Raw genomic sequence first — 21,017 nt, 5'->3', positions numbered from 1 at the left:
CCTATCCCTTGACCGCTCCGCCGGTCATCCCGGCGGCGACCCGGCTCTGGAGCACCAGGAAGAGGATGAGGACCGGCAGTGCGAAGAGGGTGGAGGCGGCCATGGTCGCGCCCCAGTCGGTGCCGAAGACATTGGAGAACGAGGAGAGCCAGACCGGAAGGGTGCGGTCGTCCTGGTTCTTGATGATCAGCATGTTGGCGAAGGCGAACTCGTTCCAGGCGGTGATGAAGCCGAACAGCGAGGTCGCGAGCAGGCCGGGCGCGAGCAGCGGGAAGGTGATCCGGCGGAAGGCGGCCGCGCGGGTACAGCCGTCGACCTGCGCGGCCTCCTCCAGCTCCACCGGGATCGCGGTGAGAAAGCTGCGCAGCGTCACGATGGTGAACGGCAGTGTGATCATGAAGTAGACGAGCGTCAGCGTGGCGAGCCGGTCGAGCATGTCGGTGTCGCGGGCGATGACATACATCGGGATGAGCAGCGCCTCCCAGGGCGCGACCTGTGCGATGAAGACCATCAGCACAAATCCGCGCCGGCCCCTGAAGCGCAGCCGCGCCACGGCGAACGCCGAGCCGAGCGCCACCACCAGGGCCAGCAGCACACAACCGCCGGTGACGATCAGGCTGTTGCGCCAGAAGGACCAGAAGCCGTCGGCCTGCACGGCGGTGGCGAAGTGCTCCAGGGTGAGCGAGGCGGGCAGGAAAACGGGCGTCTCGGCCTGGATGTCCGCGGTCGGTTTGAACGCGGTCAGGATCATCCAGTAGACGGGAAAGACACAGAGCACGAAGACGATCAGCGCGCCCGCGTTCAGCGGCAGCCGGCGCAGTGCGACGGGTCCGGGGCGTGGTGGTCTCACAGCTCGGCCTCCTGCCGGAACATCTGACGGAAGTAGAGGATCAGCGCGGCGATCAGGATCAGCACGGTGAGGGTCGCGGCGGCCGCGCCGAGGTCGTAGCGGTGCAGCGACTGGGCCACCTGGTAGGCGTAGACCGGCAGGGTCGTGGTCGCGCCGCCGGGTCCGCCCCTGGTGATCGCCCAGATCTGGGCGAAGCACCGGAAGACCCAGATCACTTCGAGGCACAGGACAAGGCCGAAGACCGGTCTGAGGACGGGCAGCGTGATGGAGCGGAAGATCCGCCAGCCGCCCGCGCCGTCGATCCTCGCCGACTCGAAGAGCTCGGCGGGAACGGTGGTCAGTGCGGCATGCAGAGTGATGGCGACGAACGGCACGGACTGCCAGACGACCAGCAGCACCAGGATGGCGAAGGCCGCGGGCCCGTGCGCCAGCCAGGAGTAGCCCTCGTACGACTCGAACCCCAGCTCCACCAGCAGCCAGTTGACCACTCCCAGACGGGAGGAGAAGAGCCACTGGAAGACGGTGGTGGTGGCGATCACCGGGCTGGCCCAGGCGAGCACCAGGCCGCTCATGACCAGGATCCGCATCCGCTTGCCGAGCCGCTGGAGCATCAGCGCGACCGCGGTGCCGATGACCATGATCAGTACGACGTTGAGCGCGGTCCACCACAGGGTGCGGCGGACCACCACCCAGAACTCCGCGTCGCTCAGGATCTCCCGGTAGTTCTCCAGACCGGCGAAGCCCGCGTCGCCGCGGATCAGCTCGGCCATTCCGTAGTGCTGGAAGGACATCAGCAGATTGCGGGCCAGCGGATAGGCGAGCAGCAGGACCGCGGCGACGACGGTCGGCGCGATGAGGAGATACGGCCAGAGCGCACGGGGAGACGCACGCGGTGCCGGGGGCGGGGCCGCTCGGGGCGTCGCGCGAGGGGCGACGCGGCGAGCGGCCGGGGGCGCAGTCCTCACGAGTTGAGGGTCTTGCCGATGGACTCGGACGCGTCCTTGGCCGCCTTCTTCGGATCGCTGCCGGTCAGCACGGCGGTCATGTACTGCTTGATCGGGTTGGAGGCCTCGACGGCGGCCCACTGCGGGGAGTTGGGCGTGGCGCGGCCCTGGGCCGCCGCCGCGGCCATGGCGGCGGTGCCTTCGTTGTTTTCGATGACCTTGGCGAGCGAGGTGCGGTTCGGGACGTAACTCATGGTCCTGGCGAGGTCCGTCTGCCACTTCTCGCCGGCCAGCGCCTTGACCACCTGGTACGCGGCGTCCTGGTGGGCGGAGGCGGCCGGGACGATCAGGTCCGAGCCGCCGGTGAAGGTGGCACCGGGCTTGCCCGCGGTCCGGCCCGGGATCGGGAAGAAGCCGAGTTTGCCGGCGAGTGCGGGATTGGCCTGCTCGACGATCTTCGCGCCGCCCGGTACGGAGATGATCTGCGCGACATCGCCCTTGGCGAAGACGTCCGCCTGCGGCGGCTTGGCCTCGTCGGAGTCCTTGGGGCCCTTGCCGAGCGCCTGGAGGCTCCGGTAGAAGTCCATCCCGCTGAGGGCTTCGGGGCTGTCGAGGGTTCCCTTCCAGGTGCCGCCGCTCTCCTCGGCGAGCTCGCCGCCGTCCTCCCAGATGAAGCCGGCGAGGGTGTACCAGTTCTGCCCCGGCAGGTAAATGCCCTGCCTCGTCCCCTTGTTGAGCTTGCCGGTGATCTGCAGCCACTCGTCGCGGGTCTTGGGCGGACCGGTGATGCCGGCCTTGGTGAAGAGGTCCTTGTTGTAGATGACGACGCGGTTGGCCGCGTACCAGGGGATGCCGTACTGCTTGCCGTCGACCTTGCCCGGTTCCGCGAGGCCGGGCAGCCAGTCCTCGCCCTTCAGTTCGCCGACCTTGCCGCCGAGGTCGGTGACTCCCCCGCTCGCCGCGTACTGCGCGACCTGGGTGTTGCCGACCTCGATCACGTCCGGCGCGTCCTTGCTGGCCAGTGCGGCGGTGACCTTCTCGCCGATGCCGTCCCACTCCTGGATCTGGATGTCCAGGGCGGTGTCCTTGTGCTGCTGCTCGAAGTCCTTCTTGAACCGGGCGAGATAGGCGTCGGAGACGCTGTCCTTCATGATCCAGACGGTGAGTTTCTCCGGGCCTCCGGCCGCGTCGGAGCCGGACGACGAGCCGCCGCAGGCGGTGAGGGCGGTGGCTGCCGCGAGCGCACCGGCAGCGGCGATGAAGCGGACCTTCAATGGAGTCACCTCGAAGATAAGTTGACCAATTGGTCAACTGGCCAACGGCGTGGCTAGAAGGTGGCATGGACCAATGTTGTCGTCAAGGGCCCTGAAAACATGGGCTGTTCACGGAGTCAGCCGGATATGCCACTGGATGGGCCAACGCCCTGGATGTCCTTTACCATCTGACCAGTTGTCGACGGAGTGAACAGAGAGGCCGGGTCCATGGAGAGCAGCTCTTCAGGTGCCGTACTGAAGCGGGAGCGGGTCAGGGAGTTCCTGCTCGCACTGGTCGAGGACCGCCGCCCCGGCGACGCCATCCCCTCCGAGCGCACCCTCAGCGCCGAACTCGGCGTCTCCCGCCCGACCTTGCGCGCCGCCGTCGACGAACTCGTCGCCACCGGACAGCTCGTACGCGAACATGGCCGCGGCATGTTCGTCGCCCCGGCCAAAATCACCCAGGAACTCGTCTCCGACGACGCGGCGTTCGTCGTGCCCCGCGCGGCGGGAGCCTGGTCCAGCACCGTCCTTGAGCTCGCCACCATCCGGGCGGGCGCGCGCATCGGCCGCAAGCTGCGGGTGTCGCCCGCCGCGGAACTCGTCTACATCGCACGGCTGCGGCTGGTCGACGGCGCCCCGATGGCCATCGAGCATCTGCACATCCCGGCCGAACTGGTGCCGGCCCTCACCCCGCAGGAGCTGGAGGCCGGCGATCTCTACGACCATCTGCGCGAGCACCACAGCGTGTACGTGAACGAGGCCGTGCAGTCGATCGAACCGACCGTCGTCAACGAGGCCGAGGCCGCCGTCCTCGACGTCCCGGTCCTCTCTCCCGCCCTGCTGGTGGAGCGGCTGACCACCGACACCGGTGGCCACCCCGTCGAGTACGTCCACTCCGTCTACCGCGGCGACCGCTACCGCATCGTCTCCCGGCTCGCCCTCGGCACGTCCGTGCCCCATCCGCGCCCGGAGGGCCACCACCCCGGCATCCCGCCCGGCGACTTCGCGCACGGCGACATCATCACCTCGTCGACCACGGGAGATGCATACTGACCTGCGACGGCCCTGAGCCAGGGGTGCACGATTCGGGGGAGGACGCGTGGACGACGACCGCTCTCCCAAAACCGTGCTCAAGCGGGAGCGGGTCAGGGCGTTCCTGCTGGCACTGGTCGAGGACCGCCGCCCCGGCGACGCCATTCCCTCCGAGCGCACCCTCAGCGCCGAACTCGGCGTCTCCCGCCCGACCTTGCGCGCCGCCGTCGACGAACTCGTCGCCACCGGACAGCTCGTACGCGAACACGGCCGCGGCATGTTCGTCGCCCCCGCCAAAATCACCCAGGAGCTGGTGGCCGAGAGCCATCCGGCCGCGGCCCCGCGGGCGCCGGGGGCCTGGGCCAGCCAGGTGCTGGAGTTCCGCACCATCACGGCCGGAGCGAGGATCGGCCGGCGGCTCAGGATCTCCCCGGCCGCAGAGCTCGTGTACGTGGCCCGGCTGCGGCTGGTCGACGGCTCGCCCATCGCGCTGGAGTATCTGCACATCCCGGCCGCCCTCGTGCCCGGACTCACGCCGCAGCAGATGGAGAGAGGGTTCTACGCCCATCTGCGCGAGGAACGCGGGGTCGCGACCGCGCAGGCCGTGCAGTCCATCGAGCCGACCGTGCTCAGCGAGGACGAGGCCGAGCTGCTGGGCGTGCCGGTCCTCTCCCCCGCCCTGCTGTTCGACCGTGTCACCTCGGACGGTGCGGGCCGGCCGGTGGAGTACGTCCGGTCGCTCTACCGCGGCGACCGGTACCGCATCGTCTCCCGTCTCGCGCTCGGGCCCACGGCCGACGACCGTCCGGCGCCCGATGTCTCGCGCACCGCGTCCTGGTGGGGCACGGTGGAGTGAACGCATCGAGAGGAGTGCGACACACATGTCGAATCACACCTACCGGGTCACCGAGATCGTCGGCACCTCGCCCGACGGCATCGACCAGGCCATCCGCAACGGCATCCACCGGGCGTCCCAGACCCTCCGGGGCCTCGACTGGTTCGAGATGACCGAGGTCCGCGGCCAGATCGTCGACGGCGAGATCCAGCACTGGCAGGTCGGTCTCAAGGTCGGATTCCGGCTCGAGGAGAGCTGACCACCGGGGCCGTACGGAGCATCGAGGCCGACCGGCTCAGGTGCGGCCCTCCCGCTCCTGCGCGTCCTTCATCGCCTCCGTCGTCCCGGTCGCCCACCTCGCCCGTACGACCCGGAACCCGGCCCGCTCGGCCTCGTCGCACACCAGCTCGTCGTCGTCCACCAGCATCCGGATCTCCCGGTCGCTGCCCAGCCGCCGCAGGATCCCGAGCTTGGTCGTGCGGGCGGGCCTGCGATCGTCGTTGCGCCGCATGTGGACCTTGCCCTCGGGCAGCTCCTGCGCGGCCAGCCAGTCGAGCGTGTCCTTGCGGCAGCGCTCCGGCCTGCCGGTCAGATAGACGACCTCGCACTCCTCGGCGGCCTCCAGACACAGCTCGATGCCCTTGGCCAGCGGCGGGTCGTCGGGCGCGGCAGCGAAGAAGGCGTCCCAGTCACGCGGCTTGCGCTCCAGGAAGTGCTGCCGGTGTCCGGAGTCCGCGAGCGTCCCGTCGAGGTCGAAAATCGCCAGTGGCCTGCTGCTTCGAGTCACGCCCCCACCCTATGGCGGTGTCTGCCGGGGAATGCCGGGCTCGGGAATCCTGGCGCGGCCGGTGCGTTGAACCCTGTGTGAGCTCAGTGATCGCGTCCACCCGCTTCTCCGTCCTCGACCGCTCCCGCACCCGCGAGGGGCACGACGGTCCCGCGGCGCTGCGCGACACCGTCCGTTTCGCCCAGCAGCTTCAGGCGCTCGGATACCACCGGTTCTGGGTCTCCGAGCATCACAGCGTGCCGGGAGTCGCGGGCTCGGCGCCGACCGTCCTCGCGGCGGCCGTCGCGGCCGCCACCTCGACGATCCGGGTCGGCACGGGCGGGGTGATGCTGCCGAACCACCAACCACTCGTCGTCGCCGAGCAGTTCGGGGTGCTGGAGTCGCTGTTCCCCGGCCGGATCGACATGGGCCTCGGCCGTTCGGTCGGCTTCACGGACGGCATACGCAAGGCGCTCGGCCGGGACAAGAAGGACGCGGACGACTTCGCCGGACAGCTGAGGGAGCTGCTCGGCTGGTTCGAAGGCCGGCAGCCGGCGCATCCTCAGGTGCATGCCCGTCCGGCGGAGGGCCTGCGAGTGCCGCCGTACATCCTGGCCACCGGCGAAGGCGCACGCATCGCCGCCGAGGCCGGGCTGCCGCTGGTCGTCGGCGATCTGCGGGGCCGCGACCGGATGCTGGCGGCCGTCGACCGCTACCGCCGCGAGTTCCGGCCCTCGTCCTGGTCCGAGCGGCCCTATGTGGTCGTCTCCGGCACGGTCGCGGTCGCCGGCACGGAGACGGAGGCCCGCCGGCTGCTGATGCCGGAGGCCTGGTCGATGGCGTACTCCCGCACCCATGGCGTGTTCCCGCCGCTCGCTCCGCCGGAGCGGATCGCCGCGCTGACGATGACCGCGAAGGAGCGGGAGTTCTACGCGTCGGGGCTGAGCGGTCATGTCGCGGGGACCGAGGAGCAGGTGACGGACGCGCTGGAGTCGGTGATCAAGGACAGCGCCGCGGACGAGGTGCTGGTCACGACGAGCACCTACGACCGCGACGCGCTGCTGGACTCGTACCGCAGGCTCGCCCGGATCGCGGGGCTGACCAGCGCGGACGCCTAGGGCCTGTCGTTCGGATCGTGCCGGGCTCGCGCAAAAGACAGGCCCTAGACTCGTCCGCCATGCACAGCCCTCACGACCCGTATGTCCGCGTCCGCGGCGCCCAGGAGCACAATCTGCGCGGCGTCGATGTGGACATCCCGCGCGATGCCATCGTCGTCTTCACCGGAGTCTCCGGGTCGGGGAAGTCCTCGCTCGCGTTCGGCACCGTCTACGCCGAGGCGCAGCGGCGCTACTTCGAGTCCGTCGCGCCTTACGCCCGGCGGCTGATCCACCAGGTCGGCGCGCCGAAGGTCGGCGAGATCACCGGGCTGCCGCCCGCGGTATCGCTGGAGCAGCGCCGTTCGTCGCCGACCTCACGCTCCTCCGTCGGCACGGTCACCACGCTCTCCAACTCACTGCGCATGCTCTTCTCGCGGGCCGGCGACTATCCGGCGGGCGCGGCGCCGCTGGACTCGGACGCCTTCTCGCCGAACACCGCCGCCGGGGCCTGCCCGCAGTGCCACGGCCTGGGCCGGATCCACCGCACCAGCGAGGAGTTGCTCGTCCCCGACCCTTCGCTGTCGATCCGGGACGGCGCGATCGCCGCCTGGCCCGGTGCCTGGCAGGGCAAGAATCTGCGCGATGTGCTGGACACGCTGGGCCACGACGTCGACCGGCCGTGGCGCGAACTGGAGCAGAAGGACCGGGACTGGATCCTGTTCACCGACGAGCAGCCGGTCGTCACCGTGCATCCGGTGCGGGAGGCGGGCCGTATCCAACGCCCGTACCAGGGCACGTACATGAGCGCGCGGCGGTATGTGCTGCACACCTTCGCCGACTCCAAGAGCCAGACGCTGCGCGCCAGGGCCGAGCGGTTCCTGGCGAGCGCGCCGTGCCCGTCGTGCGGCGGCAGCAGGCTGCGTCCCGAGTCCCTGGCGGTCACGTTCGCCGGCCGTACGATCGCCGAACTCGCGGCGCTGCCGCTGACCGCGCTCGCCGAAGTCCTCTCGGCCGTGGACGGCGACGCGACGGCGCGGGTGCTGACGGCCGATCTGCTCGCCCGTATCGCCACGGTCACCGAGCTGGGCCTCGGCTATCTCGGCCTCGACCGCGCCACGCCGACGCTCTCCAGCGGCGAGTTGCAGCGGCTGCGGCTCGCCACCCAGCTGCGATCCGGGCTCTTCGGTGTGGTGTACGTGCTGGACGAGCCGTCGGCCGGGCTGCATCCGGCGGACACGGAGTCGCTGCTGGTGGTCCTCGAGCGGCTCAAGGCGGCGGGCAATTCGGTGTTCGTGGTGGAGCACCATCTGGATGTGGTGCGCAGCGCGGACTGGATCGTCGACGTGGGACCGCGGGCGGGCGAGCACGGCGGGCTGGTGCTGCACAGCGGACCGGTCGCGGAGCTGGCGCAGGTCGAGGAGTCGGCGACACGCCGGTTTCTCTTCGACCGCGACCCGGTGCCCGTCCGTGCGGTGCGGGAGCCGACCGGGTGGCTGGAGCTCGGCCCGGTCACCCGGCACAATCTTCACGGCCTGCGGGCGCGCGTGCCGCTCGGAGTGCTGAGCGCGGTCACGGGCGTGTCCGGGTCTGGGAAGTCCACGCTGGTCGGCGAGGTGACCGTCGAACTGCCGGGAGTGGGACGGCTGGTGACGGTGGACCAGAAACCGATCGGCCGTACGCCGCGGTCCAATCTCGCCACCTACACCGGTCTGTTCGATGTGGTGCGCAAGCTCTTCACGGCCACCGACGAGGCCAGGGCCCGCGGCTACAAGGCGGGCCGGTTCTCCTTCAATGTGGCGGGCGGCCGCTGCGAGACGTGCCAGGGCGAGGGCTTCGTCTCCGTCGAGCTGCTCTTTCTGCCCAGTACGTACGCCGCCTGCCCGGACTGCCACGGCGCGCGCTACAACCCGGCGACTTTGGAAGTACGTCACGAAGGGCTGAGCATCGCCGAGGTGCTCGATCTGACCGTCGAGTCGGCCGCGGATTTCTTCGCGGCCGTGCCCGCGGCCGTACGCAGCCTGGACGCCCTGCTCGACGTGGGGCTCGGCTATCTGCGGCTCGGCCAGCCGGCCACCGAGCTGTCGGGCGGCGAGGCACAGCGGATCAAGCTCGCCACCGAACTCCAGCGCCGCCGCCGCGACCACACCCTGTACGTCCTCGACGAGCCGACGACCGGGCTGCATCCCGCCGATGTGGAAGTGCTGATGCGGCAGTTGCACGGCCTGGTGGAGGCCGGGCATTCGGTGGTCGTCGTGGAGCACGACATGGATGTGGTCGCTGGCGCGGACTGGGTCATCGACCTCGGACCGGGAGGCGGCGACGAAGGCGGAACCGTCGTCGCCGCCGGAACCCCGTCCGCCGTGGCGGCCGCGCCGGGCAGCCGTACGGCCTCGTATCTGGCCCGGTCACTGGGCCGCTGACGTGCTAGCGGCAGATGAGCTTGAAGGACGTCGCGCCCGGCCTGGCGCGGAAGGTGACTTCGTGGCCCGCGTCGTCTTTGAAGACGGCCCTGGTCCCGGACGTCACCGTCATCGTGCCGCTCTGGTACGGGTTGTCCCAGCCTTCCGGTGGGCTTCCCGCGCCGTTGGAGAGCGGGGTCTCGGCCTCGTAGTACGTCGAGCCGATACGGGCCTCGTCGATTCCGCAGTGCGTGTAGAGCTTGAACGGAATCGGCTTCGCGGCCGGTGCGGCCTTGAGCGACGGTGACGCCGTCGCGGACGGGCTCTTCTTGTCGGCCTCTCCGCCGGCACCGGCCGTGGTGCAGCCGGTGAGTGCCGCCGCGGCCAGCGCGAGGGCGAAGAGGGTCTGTCCCGCTCTCTGTGTCATGGCCGTTCGACGCCGAAGCCGTGTCCTCGGTTCCGCGCCGGCGGGCGGGTCAGGCCGCCGTGTCGTAGGTGTAGTGCGGGGTGTGGTCGAGCATGTCGGCCGGCGTCACGTCGTTCCACGGGCGCATGGTGTCGCGCAGATCCACCACATTGGCGGTGCCCGCGGCCGGGAGATACGGCGAGTTCGGGTGCAGCGCCTGCCAGTCGGCCCACAGCTTGTCGATGTACGCGTGGTGCAGCCAGAACACCGGGTCGTTGGGCGAGACTCCGGTGCCCATCTGGCCGCCGACCCACACATGAACCCGGTTGTGCAGATTGACGCCGCGCCAGCCTTCGAGATGGTTGCGGAAGCCGCTCGACGAGCTGTTCCACGGCGCGGTGTCGTACGTGCTCATGGCGAGCACGGAGTCGACCTCGGCCCGGGTCGGCAGCTGCCGGCCGCCGGCCCCGAGGTCGCGGCGGAGAAAGCCGCGTCCGTCCACGCGTACGGCGACGGGCCATCGGCCGCCGGCGAACGCGAACGGTCCGTCCATCACCTGGCCGTCTCTGCTGCGGCCGGTGCCGCCGAGGAAGTCGGCCGCCCAGAGCGAGGACGCGGCGGTGCGGTCGGCGGCCCAGTCCCAGTACGGGAGCGCGACTGACGCGTCCACGGCCTGCAGTGCCTGCTCGAACTGTATGAGGAATCTGCGGTGCCACGGCAGGAACGACGGCGAGCGGTGGCCGACCCGGTCACCGCTGTCCGTGTCGCTCATGATGAAGGCGTTGTGCGTGGTGACGAACGTGTCGTAACGGCCGCTGCGCTTGAGCTCCAGCAGGGCGTCGACGAAGCGCTTCTTCTCGGTGGCGGTGAGGTCCGCCTGGTTCTTGCGTACGGTCATGGCCGGCGCTCCGGATTCAGACGAGGGTGAGAGGGACGAGGGCGGCGCCCTGGAGTTCGGCAACGGCGGCGCGGGCCACGGCGAGCGGAGTGGCGAAGGTCTCGTAGTGGTTGACGACGCTGATCCAGGTGCCGTCGGCGTTGCGCATCACATGCAGCTCCTTGCCGTCGATGCGCACCTGGTAGCCAGTGCCGTGGTCGTGGTGTCCGCCGTGGTGGGAGGGCGCGCCCTGGATGCGGCGTCCCTGGTGGACCTCGTCGAAGGCGGCGGGCCCGGCGGCAGTTGCCTGCGGCGCGGGGGCGGCGGAGGATCCGGCGGTGGTGGCGCCGGCGGTGCTTGCCACGCCGGCGACGGCGATTCCGGCGAGGGCTCCGGCACCGGCGCCGATGGCGTGCCGTCGGGTGATTCTGGACATGGGTGTTCCCCCCAAGTTGTGGCTGTGGTCGATGGGCGTTCCGGTGGTCGGTCGGACCGCCCATGGCCATGCCTACAGGGAGGGATGCCGGAGGAAGAAGTGGTTGGCCGCGATGCGGACATGTCGGCATACGTAGTGGAGAGTTGAACAAAGTTGATCTTGCGGTGCGGCGGGCCGGGCGGAGCGCCGGGCGTAAATCTTGCGCCGAATGTGTCAATCCTGTGAATAATCTCCGGTGAGAGGGCGGGAGTTGTGCCCGTCCTCACACCGGAAACATGTCCGGAACATATGCCCGCGCCTGGCCGGCGCGCCTAGGCCTGTCGTCTGGATCAGGCCCTAGCGCCTGGCCTTGCGGGTCGCCCGCAGCCACTCCTTGTTCATCGCCGCGATCGACGGCAGCGGAATGCCCTTCGGGCAGGCCGTCGCACACTCGCCGGTCAGCGTGCAGCCGCCGAAGCCTTCCTCGTCCATCGTCGCCACCATGTCGAGGACCCGGGTCTCGCGCTCGGGCGCGCCCTGCGGCAGCACATTGAGGTGGTTGACCTTCGCCGAAGTGAACAGCATCGCCGAGCCGTTGGGGCAGGCCGCGACACAGGCACCGCAGCCGATGCACTCCGCGTGCTCGAAGGCGAAGTCGGCGTCCGGCTTGGGGACGGGCGTGGCGTGCGCCTCGGGCGCGGAGCCGGTGGGCGCGGTGATGTAACCGCCCGCCTGGATGATCCGGTCGAAGGCCGACCTGTCCACCACCAGGTCCTTCACCACCGGGAACGCGGCGGCGCGCCACGGCTCGACATCGATGGTGTCGCCGTCCTGGAAGGACCGCATATGGAGCTGACAGGTGGTGGTGCGCTCGGGGCCGTGCGCATCGCCGTTGATGACCAGGCTGCACGCGCCGCAGATGCCCTCGCGGCAGTCGTGGTCGAAGGCGACGGGATCCTCACCGCGGACGATGAGCTCCTCGTTGAGCGTGTCGAGCATCTCCAGGAACGACATGTCCTGGGAGATTCCGTCCACTTCGTAGGTGGACATCGCGCCGGATGCGTCGGCGTTCTTCTGCCGCCAGACGCGCAAGGTGAGCTTCATGCGTAGCTCCGCTGAGTGGGATGGACGTACTCGAAGACCAGGTCTTCCTTGTGCAGGACCGGGGACCCGGACCCGCGGAACTCCCAGGCCGCGGCGTAGGAGAACTGCTCGTCCCTACGCGCTGCCTCACCGTCCGGCGTCTGCGACTCCTCACGGAAGTGGCCCCCGCAGGACTCGGCGCGATGCAGGGCGTCGAGGCACATCAGCTCGGCGAGCTCCAGATAGTCGACGATCCGGTTGGCCTTCTCCAGCGACTGGTTGAACTCCTCGCCGGTGCCGGGCACCTTGATCCGCCGCCAGAACTCCGCACGGATCTGCGGGATCCGGTCGAGTGCCTTGCGCAGGCCCTGCTCGGTCCGGGCCATTCCGCAGAACTCCCACATCAGCTCGCCGAGTTCGCGGTGGAAGGAGTCCGGCGTACGGTCGCCGTCGACGGCGAGCAGCAGATGGAGGCGGTCCTCGGTCTCGGCGAGCGCCTCGGCCACCGCCGGATGCGATCCGTCCACCGTGTCGGTCAGCGGGGTGCGCGCCAGATAGTCGTTGATCGTGGACGGCAGGACGAAGTAGCCGTCGGCGAGGCCCTGCATCAGCGCGGACGCGCCGAGCCGGTTCGCGCCGTGGTCGGAGAAGTTGGCCTCGCCGATCGCGAACAGGCCGGGGACGGTGGTCTGCAGGTCGTAGTCGACCCAGAGCCCGCCCATCGTGTAGTGCACGGCGGGATAGATCCGCATCGGCACCTCGTACGGGTTCTCCGCGGTGATCCGCTCGTACATCTCGAAGAGGTTGCCGTACTGCTCCTCGACCTTCGCCCGGCCCATCCGCCGGATGGCGTCGGCGAAGTCGAGGTACACGCCCTGCCCTCCGGGGCCCACGCCCCGTCCTTCGTCGCAGACGTTCTTCGCGGCCCGGGACGCGATGTCGCGCGGCACGAGATTGCCGAAGGACGGATAGATCCGCTCCAGGTAGTAGTCCCGCTCGTCCTCGGGGATCTCGTTCGCCGGGCGCCGGTCGCCACGGGCCTTGGGCACCCAGATGCGGCCGTCGTTGCGCAGCGACTCGCTCATCAGGGTCAGCTTGGACTGGTGGTCACCGGTGCGCGGGATGCAGGTCGGATGGATCTGGGTGAAGCAGGGATTGGCGAAGTACGCGCCGCGCCGGTGTGCCCGCCAGACGGCGGTCGCGTTGGAGTTCATGGCGTTCGTCGACAGATAGAAGACATTGCCGTAGCCGCCGGTGGCCAGGACCACCGCGTCGGCGAAGTGGCTGGAGATCTTCCCGGTGATCAGATCGCGGGCGACGATGCCGCGCGCCCGGCCGTCGACGACGATCAGATCCAGCATCTCTGTGCGGGCGTGCAGGCTGACACGGCCGGCGGCGATCTGCCGGGACAGCGCCTGGTAGGCGCCGAGCAGGAGTTGCTGGCCCGTCTGCCCGCGGGCGTAGAAGGTACGGGAGACCTGCACGCCGCCGAAGGAGCGGGTGTCGAGCAGGCCGCCGTACTCGCGGGCGAACGGCACGCCCTGCGCCACACACTGGTCGATGATCTCCACGGAGATCTGCGCCAGCCGGTGCACATTCGACTCGCGCGCCCGGAAGTCGCCGCCCTTGACGGTGTCGTAGAAGAGACGGTGGATGGAATCGCCGTCGTTGCGGTAGTTCTTGGCCGCGTTGATCCCGCCCTGCGCGGCGATGGAGTGCGCCCGGCGCGGCGAGTCCTGGTAGCAGAACTGCTCGACGTGGTAGCCCTGTTCGGCGAGTGTCGCGCCCGCGGCGCCGCCGGCGAGGCCGGTGCCGACCACGATCACGGTGTGCTTGCGGCGGTTGGCGGGGTTGACCAGCTTGGCCTCGAAGCGGCGGCGGTCCCAGCGTTCGGCGATCGGCCCTTCGGGGGCTTTGGCGTCGGCGACCGGTGCGCCGGTCTCGTACTCACTGAAGCTCATGTCAGCTCACCACTCCGGTCATGACGGCGACGGGTACGGAGATGAAGCCCGCGGTCAGCACCAGCGCGAGCCCGTTGGCCACCGCCTTCAGTGCGCGGTCGCGGGCCGCGTTGCCCACGCCGAGGGTCTGGGCGGCGCTCCAGAAGCCGTGCCGGACGTGCAGGCCGACGGCGAGCATCGCGACGATGTAGATGACGTTGCCGTACCAGGTGGAGAAGGTCGCCACGACGTTCTCGTACGGATGGCCCGGCTGCGCGTTCTCGTTGACCGTGAGCGTCGTCAGGTCGAGCAGATGCCAGACGATGAACAGCACGAGGATGACGCCGCCCCAGCGCATGGTGCGGGTGGCATAGCTCGCGCGCTTGCGTTTGTGGACGTACTTGCTGGGCCGCGCGCGCAGGTCGCGCCTGCTGAGCTGGTACGCCGAGACCGCGTGCGCCACGACGGCCGCGAGCAGCACGACACGGACGATCCACAGGGCCCACCCGTAGTGCAGGACGGGCTCGCCCATGGTGCGCAGCCAGTGGCCGTACGCGTTGAACTCCCCCGGCCCGAAGAAGACCTTGAGGTTGCCCACCACATGGGCGACGAGATAGCCGAGCATGATCAGACCACTCACGGCCATGACCGTCTTCTTGCCGACCGTCGATCCCCAGAACGTGCGCGAGGGGGACGTGCGTGAGGGGGAGGGTTTTCGATCCGTCCGCGTAGCCAGAGCCATGTCAGGAACGCTAGGGCCGGAGACCTCCAGAGGTCCAAGACATGATCCGGCTGATCTCCATAGTCATGGCCTATCGTGACGTATCCTGGGATCCATGCAGTTCCAGCAGCTTCTCTACTTCGTGGCGGTCGCCGAGACCCGGCATTTCACGCATGCGGCCGAGCGCGTCCATGTCTCCCAGCCCTCGCTCTCGCAGCAGATCCGGGCACTGGAGAAGGAGCTCGGGGCCGAGCTGTTCAGCCGGGCGCGCGGCAATATCGCGCTCACCGAGGCCGGTGAGGCGCTGCTTCCGCTGGCCCGCCGGATCCTCGCCGACACCGACACGGCGCGGCACGAGGTCCAGGAGCTGGCCCAGCTGCGCCGCGGCCGGGTCAGGCTCGGCGCGACGCCCAGTCTCTGCACCGGTCTGCTGCCCGATGTGCTGCGCGTCTTCCACGATCTGCATCCGGGCATCCAGCTGCTGATCGAGGAGAGCGGCTCGCACGATCTCGTACGGGAGCTGGCGCGCGGGGCCCTGGATCTGGCGCTGATCGTGCTTCCGCTGCCGCCGGCCTCGCCCGCGCTGACCACCGTCGAGCTGCTGCGCGAGGACCTGGTCGTGGTGTCCTCTGCGGCCTCCGAAGGACCGCGGCGGCCGGTGCGGATCGCGGATCTGCGGGGCCAGCCGCTGGTGATGTTCCGGCACGGCTACGACCTGCGCGAGCTGACGGTCGCGGCCTGCCGCGCGGAGGGCTTCGAGCCGGACTTCACGGTGGAGGGCGGCGAGATGGACGCGGTTCTCGGCTTTGTACGTGCGGGTCTTGGCATCGCGGTGGTGCCGAGCATGGTGGCCGACCGGGCCGGGCACGATCTGCGGGTCACACCGCTGGCCCGGCCGGGACTGCGCCGTACGATCGCCCTCGCGCACCGCAGCGATGTCGCCCCGCCGCGCGCCGCACGCGAGCTCCAGCGGGTGCTGTTCGACTCACGGGCGGCCGTGCTGTAGTGCGGCTGCGCGGCCTTCGGACGCGCTGCGCGTTCCCGGGGCTCAGGCCCCGGGAAATTACACCGCGTCCGCCAGCGACAGCGCGTGGAGCTTGTCCGGCGGGCCCGGTCGTGCGTAGTACCAGCCCTGCGCCGTGTCGCAGCCCAGCTCCCGCAGCTGCTCCGCCTGCGCGCCGGTCTCCACTCCCTCGACCGTCACCGCGAGCGACAGGCTGTGCGCCAGCGAGACGATGCCCTCGACGATCTTCAGGTCCACCGGGTCGGCCGGGTGCCGCTGCATGCCCTGCGTGAAGGAGCGGTCCAGCTTGAGGACGCTCACCGGCAGCCGGCGCAGATTGGCGAGGTTGGAGTAGCCGGTGCCGAAGTCGTCCAGCGCTATGTCCACGCCCATCTCGGCGAGTTGGCGCAGCGGCTTGAGCACATCCTCGTCCGCGCCGATCAGCGCCGACTCGGTCACCTCCAGGCACAGCGCGCCCGGTTCGAGCCCGGAGCGCTCCAGTACGTCCACGGTGTCGGTGACCAGCCCGGGATGGTGCAGCTGGGCCGGCGAGAGGTTCACATTGATCCGCAGCGGACCGCCGTCGGAGTGGCGCTCCTGCCAGTATCTGGCCTGGCGTACGGCCTCCTGGAGCACCCAGCGGCCCAGCGGCACGATCAGCCCGGTGTGCTCCGCGAGCGGAATGAACTGGTCGGGACCGAGCACTCCGTGCTGCGGATGGCACCAGCGCACCAGCGCCTCCGCTCCGTGCACGCTCCCGTCGCCGAGGTGCACCAGCGGCTGGTACTCGATGAAGAACTCTCCGCGCTCAAGTGCCGCGGGCAGTGCGGTCGTCAGTCCGTGCCGGGTGATGGCGCGGGCGTCGGCCTCCGGGTCGGCGAGCTCGAAGCGGTTGCCGCCGGCCGACTTGGCCCGGTACATCGTGATGTCGGCGCTGCGCAGCACCTCGGCGGTGGTGCGCTCGCCCGCGGGCCCCTCGACGATGCCGATGCTGCCGCGGACCGTGAACTCCCGCCCGTCCACGGCGATCGGCGAGGCGAGCGCGATCAGGATCCGGGCGGCGAGCTCGTCGACCTCGCGCTTGGTGTCCTCCCCCGTGGTCAGCGCCACGAACTCGTCGCCGCCGAGGCGCGCCACCATCTCGCCGGGCGCGGTGGCGCAGCTCTGCAGCCGGTCGGCGACCTCCACCAGCAGCCGGTCGCCGGTGGCGTGTCCGAGGCTGTCGTTGATGGCCTTGAAGCCGTCGAGGTCGAGATAGCAGAGCCCGAAGCGGGTGCCTTCGGGGCCCGAGACCGCCTTCTCGAGACGCTCGAAGAACAGCGTCCGGTTGGGCAGTCCGGTGAGAGCGTCGTGCGTGGCTTCGTAGCGCAGCCGCAGGTTGAGCAGCCGGCGCTCGGTGGTGTCCTCCATGAGCGCCAGCTGGTACTCGGGGTTCCCGTCGGCGTCACGCAGCAGCGAGACCGTCAGATTGGTCCACAGCACGGTGCCGTCGTTGCGGAAGAACGGCTTCTCGACCCGGAAGTGCTCACGCTCTCCGCGGGTCAACTCGCGGTAGAGCTGCCAGACATGGGGCCGGTCCTCGGGATGGGCCCAGTCGGTCACCTTGCGGCCGCGCACATGGTGCTCCAGGCCGCCGAACATCCGTGTCAGGGTCTCGTTCACCTCAAGAACATTGCCTTCGAGGTCGGCGATGCCGATGCCGATCGCGGCGCCTTCGAACACCGCGCGGAAGCGGGTCTCGGTGGCGTGCAGCGCCTGCACCGCGTCGGTGCGGGCCAGCAGCGAGGAGCGTGCGATGGCCTCCTGCTCGGCGAGCGTCCGTTCCCGCAGTCCCTGCGCGAACCCGGCGGCGACCGCGTGCTGCAGCCGGGCGCAGCGGGCCCGGTTCTCCTCGGCGCTCTGCTCGGGGTCGCCGCCGCAGTACAGCACCAGATAGGCGTCGATGACGCCGAGCGTACGGCTGAGCGCCTCGGGGTCGGTGCAGTGGGCGTCGACGAGCGCGGCGCCGATGCGCTGCGCGACCTGCGGGTCGAAGGGCCGCGCCTGCAGCGACAGGCTCAACTCCCGGGCCAGCGGCAGCAGTAGCTGTTCGATCTCGGGCCGGGTCAGCGACGTGGCGGTGACCGGGAAGACCGCCCGGCTCCAGATCGTCGCGAACCGGCGGAGTCTGTCCTCCAGGCCGTCCGGGTCCGCCGCGGAGCCCGCCTCCTGTGTCGGCGACATCACGCCTTGCGCCCCACCCCGGCGAAGCCCGAAAAAGCGAATGGGTCCTCCTGCTCGACAGGGGTGTCGGGCCGCCAGTTCGGCATGGACACCAGACCCGGCTCCACCATCTCGTACCCCTCGAAGAACCGCGCGATCTCCTCGCGGGAGCGCATGACCAGCGGGTTGCGGATGTCCCGGTACACGTCGACTGCGCCGACCGCCTGTTCCTCGGCCACCGGTACTCCCTCGTACGAGGCATGGGTGACGACCAGCAGGCTGCCGGGTGCGAGCGCGTCCCGCAGCTCCGCGACCGCGGCGTACGGGTCTTCCTCGTCCTCCAGGAAGTGGAGCACGGCGACGAGGAGCAGGGCCACCGGCCGCTCCAGGTCGAGCAGTTGGACCTCGGGACTGTCGAGCAGCTGCTGCGGCTTGCGCAGATCGGCGGCGACCACGGTGGCCGTGTCGTCGCCTTCGAGTACGGCGCGGCCGTGCGCGACGGCCACCGGGTCGTGGTCGACATAGACGACACGGGACTCGATGCTGGCCTTCTGCGCCACTTCATGGACATTGCCGAAGGTCGGAATGCCGGAGCCGATGTCGAGGAACTGCGTGACGCCTGAGTTCACCGCGTAGTTCACGGCCCGGCGCATGAACGCCCGGTTCGCCTGCATGATCTTGGGCAGGCCCGGGATGAACTCCATGGCCTTGCGGGCTGCTTCCCGGTCGACCTCGAAATTGTGCGAGCCGCCCAGGTAGTAGTCGTAAATGCGGGACACGCTCGGCACCGATATGTCGATGCCCTGCGGGGCCCAGGCGGGACGCTCCATTGATGTCTCCAACAAGTCGCCACGGAGGAAGTCCGGCCATGTCCATGGCCAGTGTTCGAGCCGAGGCTACTGATCGCCCGCCAAGAGAGCGAGCCCAAACGGAAATTAGCGGTCCGTTCTTGGTCACACATCTTGGTTACTGGCCGGTGTCACAGCAACCGGCCCGCCATCACGCGGGGGGCGTGAGACGGGCCGGTTGGGCCGGTGCGCTGCGTGGGGACTACTTGGGCGCTCCGACCGGCTTGCCCTCCGGAGAGACGGCGTACCAAGTGCCGCCGACACCCTGCCCGTTGGTGTCACCGGGCTTGGAGTCGCCCGCGAACGTGTAGATCGGCCAGCAGTCGATTGTCTGCTGCTTGATTCCGTCGGGACGGTTGAAGGTGACGAAGCCCTTCTTGAGAACGCCTTCGGTGTCGTTCTTGTCCACGGGAGCGACAACCGGCCACTTCTTGAGGCAGTCACCGGTGCAGGCCGTCTTCATCGGCCAGGCCGAGTCCTTCATGAAGCGGTAGACGGTCATGCCGTTCTTGTCGATGACGATCTCGCCGAGCTTGGCGTCCTTCCGGGTGGAGAGACCCGCGAGGTCGGCCTGCTCGCCGCCGGCCTCCTCGCCACCGTCGCCGTAGCCGTCGCCCGATCCGGCGTCGCCGGCCGCACCGCCGCCGGCCTTCTTGCCGTCGGGGGCCGAGGCGTACCACGTGCCGCCCACACCCTGGCCCTTGGCGTCACCGGGCTTGGCGTCCTTGGCGTAGCGGTACATCGGCCAGCCGCCGATGGTCAGCTGCTTCGTGCCGTCGGAGCGGGTGACCTCGCCGATGAGCGAGGCGTCGATGCCGGGCGCCGCCGACGCGCCGCCCGCGGCGACCACTGGCCACGTCTTCGCGCACTCGCCTTCGCAACTCGACTTCGGCGGGGAGGCCGTGTCCTTGTCGAAGCGGTAGAGGGTGAAGCCGGCGCTGTCGGTGACGACCTTGCCGAGGTCCTTGCTGTCCCAGACGGCGAGCTGTCCGGCGGGCTTGGCGGCAGCGCCCTGGGCGCCGGTGTCGGAGCCGTAGTCGGCGCCGTAGCCTCCGCTGCCGGGCTGCTGGGCCGGATTGGCCGCGCCGACCGCCTGACCGTTGGGTGTTTCGTTGCCCTTCTCCTGACCGCACGCCGTCGTCAGCGCGAGTACGGCCGCCGCAGTCACCGCGAGCGAAGCGTTCCGCCAGGTGTTCATGTCCACTCCTGAAGTCCATCGAGACTGTTGCAGCGCCTGGGTGCGCCGTTCATGGCCCTAGGTACGGACGGGGATGCGTGGAGTGTTCAACGCGTCCGAAAAATTCTTCCGAGTCGCAGTCGCGAATGGTTGAATTTCCGCTTCCACCAGGGGAATTCGCCCCACCCCGGATTGGCTTGATCTCATCCGCCCCAACTGGTTCCACCCGTCACATGCGTGCGCGGGCCGGACGCGAATGAAGCGATCCGCACCCCTGCAACACCCGGACGGGCGTATCGCCTCGCACCGGATCTCCATCAGCCATTCGGAGTACCCGGGCGCAGTCCCCCGGCACACGGCGGCATGACCCGGTCGGCGGACACCGATGCCCCATTCGCGCGACAGGGATCGCGAGGCACCACGGCCCCTCATAGCGTTTCGGACATCGAGGGGCATTCTCTGCCTTGTGTGGAAATCGGTTCCGCGGCTGCTCCTCGGGGACCGGAGGAATCACCATGCGCGCGATACCTGCCGCATCCGCTGCTCTGCTGGCAGCTGCGTCTCTCGCCCTGACCGCGCCCGTTGCGGCCGGCGACGACGCCAAACAGTCGACACCCGTCTTCTCTGTCAGCCCCTCGACCGTCCAGCCGGGCGGCCGCGTCACCCTGTCCGCCAGCGGGTGCAACACCACGGCCACGGCCTCGTCAGGGGTCTTCGACACGGTGTTCATCAGTCCGGGCAGGACCGCCACCGCCATCGTCGACTCGGACGCCAGGCCGGGCGCGCAGTTCGGAGTCCAGTTCAACTGCCCGGGACAGGCGCAGGGCTCGTTCAACCTGACCATCGCGGGCGGCCGCTCCACGCCGACCACCAGCTCCACCACGCCGGCGGGCGTCCGGGGCGGCTTCGGCGGCAGCGTCGGTGAGCTGAACTCCAGTGAGGTCGCCGCCGGTGCCGGACTGGTCCTGGCCGCGGCCACCGCCACCGTCTATGTGCTGCGCCGCCGTTCCGGCAGCCGCCAGCACTGATCCCAGGCCGCGGGGCTCCGGCCCCGCGGCCCCCGCAACGCCCAACCGCCCGTCGCCCCGAGTCCTGGCCAGGACTCGGGGCGACGGGCGGTTGGGGGCCCCCCCACTGCCGACCCGGGGGGTAGGGCGGGCAGGCCA

20 protein-coding genes are annotated in these 21,017 nt (G+C 69.8%); 7 read left to right on the top strand and 13 right to left on the bottom strand.

Annotated features, from left to right (window positions below; translation table 11 throughout):
* Position 1: 1 nt before the first annotated feature.
* Genes ACH4YL_RS12565 through ACH4YL_RS12555 form a run of 3 tightly spaced genes read right to left on the bottom strand, consistent with a single transcriptional unit; the run spans position 2 to position 3,068 of the window.
* Positions 2-850 (bottom strand): carbohydrate ABC transporter permease, encoded by an 849-nt coding sequence (locus ACH4YL_RS12565; protein ID WP_398507250.1) that lies wholly within the window; start codon positions 848-850, stop codon positions 2-4.
* Entirely contained in the window at positions 847-1,815 is a 969-nt protein-coding gene (locus tag ACH4YL_RS12560) for a carbohydrate ABC transporter permease (RefSeq protein ID WP_398507249.1), read from the bottom strand. Before ACH4YL_RS12560 ends, ACH4YL_RS12565 begins: the two co-directional genes overlap by 4 nt.
* Positions 1,812-3,068 (bottom strand): extracellular solute-binding protein, encoded by a 1,257-nt coding sequence (locus ACH4YL_RS12555; RefSeq protein WP_398507248.1) that lies wholly within the window; start codon positions 3,066-3,068, stop codon positions 1,812-1,814. Before ACH4YL_RS12555 ends, ACH4YL_RS12560 begins: the two co-directional genes overlap by 4 nt.
* A 207-nt stretch (positions 3,069-3,275) precedes the next feature.
* On the opposite strand from ACH4YL_RS12555, the gene ACH4YL_RS12550 reads away from it, so the two are divergent.
* The 3 genes from ACH4YL_RS12550 to ACH4YL_RS12540 are packed head-to-tail and all read left to right on the top strand — an operon-like array spanning position 3,276 to position 5,176.
* A complete protein-coding gene (locus ACH4YL_RS12550) occupies positions 3,276-4,103 on the top strand; it encodes a GntR family transcriptional regulator (RefSeq protein WP_398507247.1) in 828 nt (275 codons plus the stop codon).
* Between the two features lie 46 nt (positions 4,104-4,149).
* Positions 4,150-4,938: a GntR family transcriptional regulator gene (locus ACH4YL_RS12545; RefSeq protein ID WP_398507246.1), complete on the top strand. Its 789-nt coding sequence runs from the start codon at positions 4,150-4,152 to the stop codon at positions 4,936-4,938.
* A 25-nt stretch (positions 4,939-4,963) separates the two neighbouring features.
* Positions 4,964-5,176 carry a dodecin gene (locus ACH4YL_RS12540; RefSeq protein ID WP_398507245.1) on the top strand — a complete coding sequence of 71 codons (213 nt, stop codon included), beginning with the start codon at positions 4,964-4,966 and terminating at the stop codon, positions 5,174-5,176.
* 36 nt (positions 5,177-5,212) lie between these two features.
* On the opposite strand, the gene ACH4YL_RS12535 is transcribed toward ACH4YL_RS12540, so the two are convergent.
* Complete coding sequence (locus ACH4YL_RS12535; protein WP_398507244.1) at positions 5,213-5,704, bottom strand: hypothetical protein; 492 nt, start codon at positions 5,702-5,704, stop codon at positions 5,213-5,215.
* Between the two features lie 77 nt (positions 5,705-5,781).
* Between ACH4YL_RS12535 and ACH4YL_RS12530 the strand changes: the two genes are divergently transcribed.
* Both ACH4YL_RS12530 and ACH4YL_RS12525 read left to right on the top strand, forming a co-directional pair.
* Positions 5,782-6,801 carry an LLM class flavin-dependent oxidoreductase gene (locus ACH4YL_RS12530; protein WP_398507243.1) on the top strand — a complete coding sequence of 340 codons (1,020 nt, stop codon included), beginning with the start codon at positions 5,782-5,784 and terminating at the stop codon, positions 6,799-6,801.
* Between the two features lie 59 nt (positions 6,802-6,860).
* The gene (locus tag ACH4YL_RS12525; protein WP_398507242.1) at positions 6,861-9,200 is read left to right on the top strand and encodes an ATP-binding cassette domain-containing protein; all 2,340 of its coding nucleotides are present in this window, start codon (positions 6,861-6,863) and stop codon (positions 9,198-9,200) included.
* 4 nt (positions 9,201-9,204) lie between these two features.
* Here the strand turns inward: ACH4YL_RS12525 and ACH4YL_RS12520 are convergent, their stop codons facing one another.
* The 6 genes from ACH4YL_RS12520 to ACH4YL_RS12495 all read right to left on the bottom strand — a co-directional run bounded on the left by ACH4YL_RS12520 (position 9,205) and on the right by ACH4YL_RS12495 (position 14,642).
* Positions 9,205-9,606, bottom strand: coding sequence for a hypothetical protein (locus ACH4YL_RS12520; protein ID WP_398507241.1), 402 nt, complete (start codon positions 9,604-9,606; stop codon positions 9,205-9,207).
* A 49-nt stretch (positions 9,607-9,655) separates the two neighbouring features.
* Positions 9,656-10,483, bottom strand: coding sequence for a tyrosinase family protein (locus ACH4YL_RS12515; RefSeq protein ID WP_398507240.1), 828 nt, complete (start codon positions 10,481-10,483; stop codon positions 9,656-9,658).
* Positions 10,484-10,499: 16 nt separating this feature from the next.
* Positions 10,500-10,898: a tyrosinase cofactor gene (locus ACH4YL_RS12510; RefSeq protein WP_398507239.1), complete on the bottom strand. Its 399-nt coding sequence runs from the start codon at positions 10,896-10,898 to the stop codon at positions 10,500-10,502.
* Positions 10,899-11,234: 336 nt separating this feature from the next.
* Positions 11,235-11,981, bottom strand: coding sequence for a succinate dehydrogenase/fumarate reductase iron-sulfur subunit (locus tag ACH4YL_RS12505; protein ID WP_398507238.1), 747 nt, complete (start codon positions 11,979-11,981; stop codon positions 11,235-11,237).
* Entirely contained in the window at positions 11,978-13,921 is a 1,944-nt protein-coding gene (locus tag ACH4YL_RS12500) for a fumarate reductase/succinate dehydrogenase flavoprotein subunit (protein ID WP_398507237.1), read from the bottom strand. Before ACH4YL_RS12500 ends, ACH4YL_RS12505 begins: the two co-directional genes overlap by 4 nt.
* A gap of 1 nt (position 13,922) precedes the next feature.
* Entirely contained in the window at positions 13,923-14,642 is a 720-nt protein-coding gene (locus ACH4YL_RS12495; protein ID WP_398507236.1) for a succinate dehydrogenase, read from the bottom strand.
* A 94-nt stretch (positions 14,643-14,736) separates the two neighbouring features.
* On the opposite strand from ACH4YL_RS12495, the gene ACH4YL_RS12490 reads away from it, so the two are divergent.
* The gene (locus ACH4YL_RS12490; protein ID WP_398507235.1) at positions 14,737-15,627 is read left to right on the top strand and encodes a LysR family transcriptional regulator; all 891 of its coding nucleotides are present in this window, start codon (positions 14,737-14,739) and stop codon (positions 15,625-15,627) included.
* Positions 15,628-15,684: 57 nt separating this feature from the next.
* Here the strand turns inward: ACH4YL_RS12490 and ACH4YL_RS12485 are convergent, their stop codons facing one another.
* From ACH4YL_RS12485 to ACH4YL_RS12475, 3 genes are all read right to left on the bottom strand, one after another.
* On the bottom strand, positions 15,685-17,847 hold the full coding sequence (locus ACH4YL_RS12485) for a putative bifunctional diguanylate cyclase/phosphodiesterase (RefSeq protein ID WP_398507234.1): 2,163 nt from the start codon (positions 17,845-17,847) through the stop codon (positions 15,685-15,687).
* Positions 17,847-18,656 carry an SAM-dependent methyltransferase gene (locus ACH4YL_RS12480; RefSeq protein WP_398507233.1) on the bottom strand — a complete coding sequence of 270 codons (810 nt, stop codon included), beginning with the start codon at positions 18,654-18,656 and terminating at the stop codon, positions 17,847-17,849. Before ACH4YL_RS12480 ends, ACH4YL_RS12485 begins: the two co-directional genes overlap by 1 nt.
* A 220-nt stretch (positions 18,657-18,876) precedes the next feature.
* Complete coding sequence (locus tag ACH4YL_RS12475) at positions 18,877-19,872, bottom strand: SCO0930 family lipoprotein (RefSeq protein ID WP_398507232.1); 996 nt, start codon at positions 19,870-19,872, stop codon at positions 18,877-18,879.
* Between the two features lie 494 nt (positions 19,873-20,366).
* On the opposite strand from ACH4YL_RS12475, the gene ACH4YL_RS12470 reads away from it, so the two are divergent.
* On the top strand, positions 20,367-20,879 hold the full coding sequence (locus ACH4YL_RS12470) for a hypothetical protein (RefSeq protein ID WP_398507231.1): 513 nt from the start codon (positions 20,367-20,369) through the stop codon (positions 20,877-20,879).
* The last annotated feature ends 138 nt before the right edge of the window (positions 20,880-21,017 follow it).

Origin of the sequence: Streptomyces sp. NPDC020681 (genome assembly GCF_044334895.1) — a bacterium.
Lineage (GTDB): Bacteria > Actinomycetota > Actinomycetes > Streptomycetales > Streptomycetaceae > Streptomyces.
The sequence above is the reverse complement of the archived record's forward strand: the minus strand, read 5'-3'. Positions and strand labels throughout refer to the sequence as shown.

Coding starts and splice junctions, on each gene's coding strand:
- ACH4YL_RS12550 (WP_398507247.1), top strand. CDS start 3,276: ATGGAGAGCAGCTCTTCAGGTGCCGTACTGAAGCGGGAGCGGGTCAGG.
- ACH4YL_RS12540 (WP_398507245.1), top strand. CDS start 4,964: ATGTCGAATCACACCTACCGGGTCACCGAGATCGTCGGCACCTCGCCC.
- ACH4YL_RS12525 (WP_398507242.1), top strand. CDS start 6,861: ATGCACAGCCCTCACGACCCGTATGTCCGCGTCCGCGGCGCCCAGGAG.
- ACH4YL_RS12520 (WP_398507241.1), bottom strand. CDS start 9,606: ATGACACAGAGAGCGGGACAGACCCTCTTCGCCCTCGCGCTGGCCGCG.
- ACH4YL_RS12515 (WP_398507240.1), bottom strand. CDS start 10,483: ATGACCGTACGCAAGAACCAGGCGGACCTCACCGCCACCGAGAAGAAG.
- ACH4YL_RS12510 (WP_398507239.1), bottom strand. CDS start 10,898: ATGTCCAGAATCACCCGACGGCACGCCATCGGCGCCGGTGCCGGAGCC.
- ACH4YL_RS12505 (WP_398507238.1), bottom strand. CDS start 11,981: ATGAAGCTCACCTTGCGCGTCTGGCGGCAGAAGAACGCCGACGCATCC.
- ACH4YL_RS12500 (WP_398507237.1), bottom strand. CDS start 13,921: ATGAGCTTCAGTGAGTACGAGACCGGCGCACCGGTCGCCGACGCCAAA.
- ACH4YL_RS12495 (WP_398507236.1), bottom strand. CDS start 14,642: ATGGCTCTGGCTACGCGGACGGATCGAAAACCCTCCCCCTCACGCACG.
- ACH4YL_RS12490 (WP_398507235.1), top strand. CDS start 14,737: ATGCAGTTCCAGCAGCTTCTCTACTTCGTGGCGGTCGCCGAGACCCGG.
- ACH4YL_RS12485 (WP_398507234.1), bottom strand. CDS start 17,847: ATGTCGCCGACACAGGAGGCGGGCTCCGCGGCGGACCCGGACGGCCTG.
- ACH4YL_RS12480 (WP_398507233.1), bottom strand. CDS start 18,656: ATGGAGCGTCCCGCCTGGGCCCCGCAGGGCATCGACATATCGGTGCCG.
- ACH4YL_RS12475 (WP_398507232.1), bottom strand. CDS start 19,872: ATGAACACCTGGCGGAACGCTTCGCTCGCGGTGACTGCGGCGGCCGTA.
- ACH4YL_RS12470 (WP_398507231.1), top strand. CDS start 20,367: ATGCGCGCGATACCTGCCGCATCCGCTGCTCTGCTGGCAGCTGCGTCT.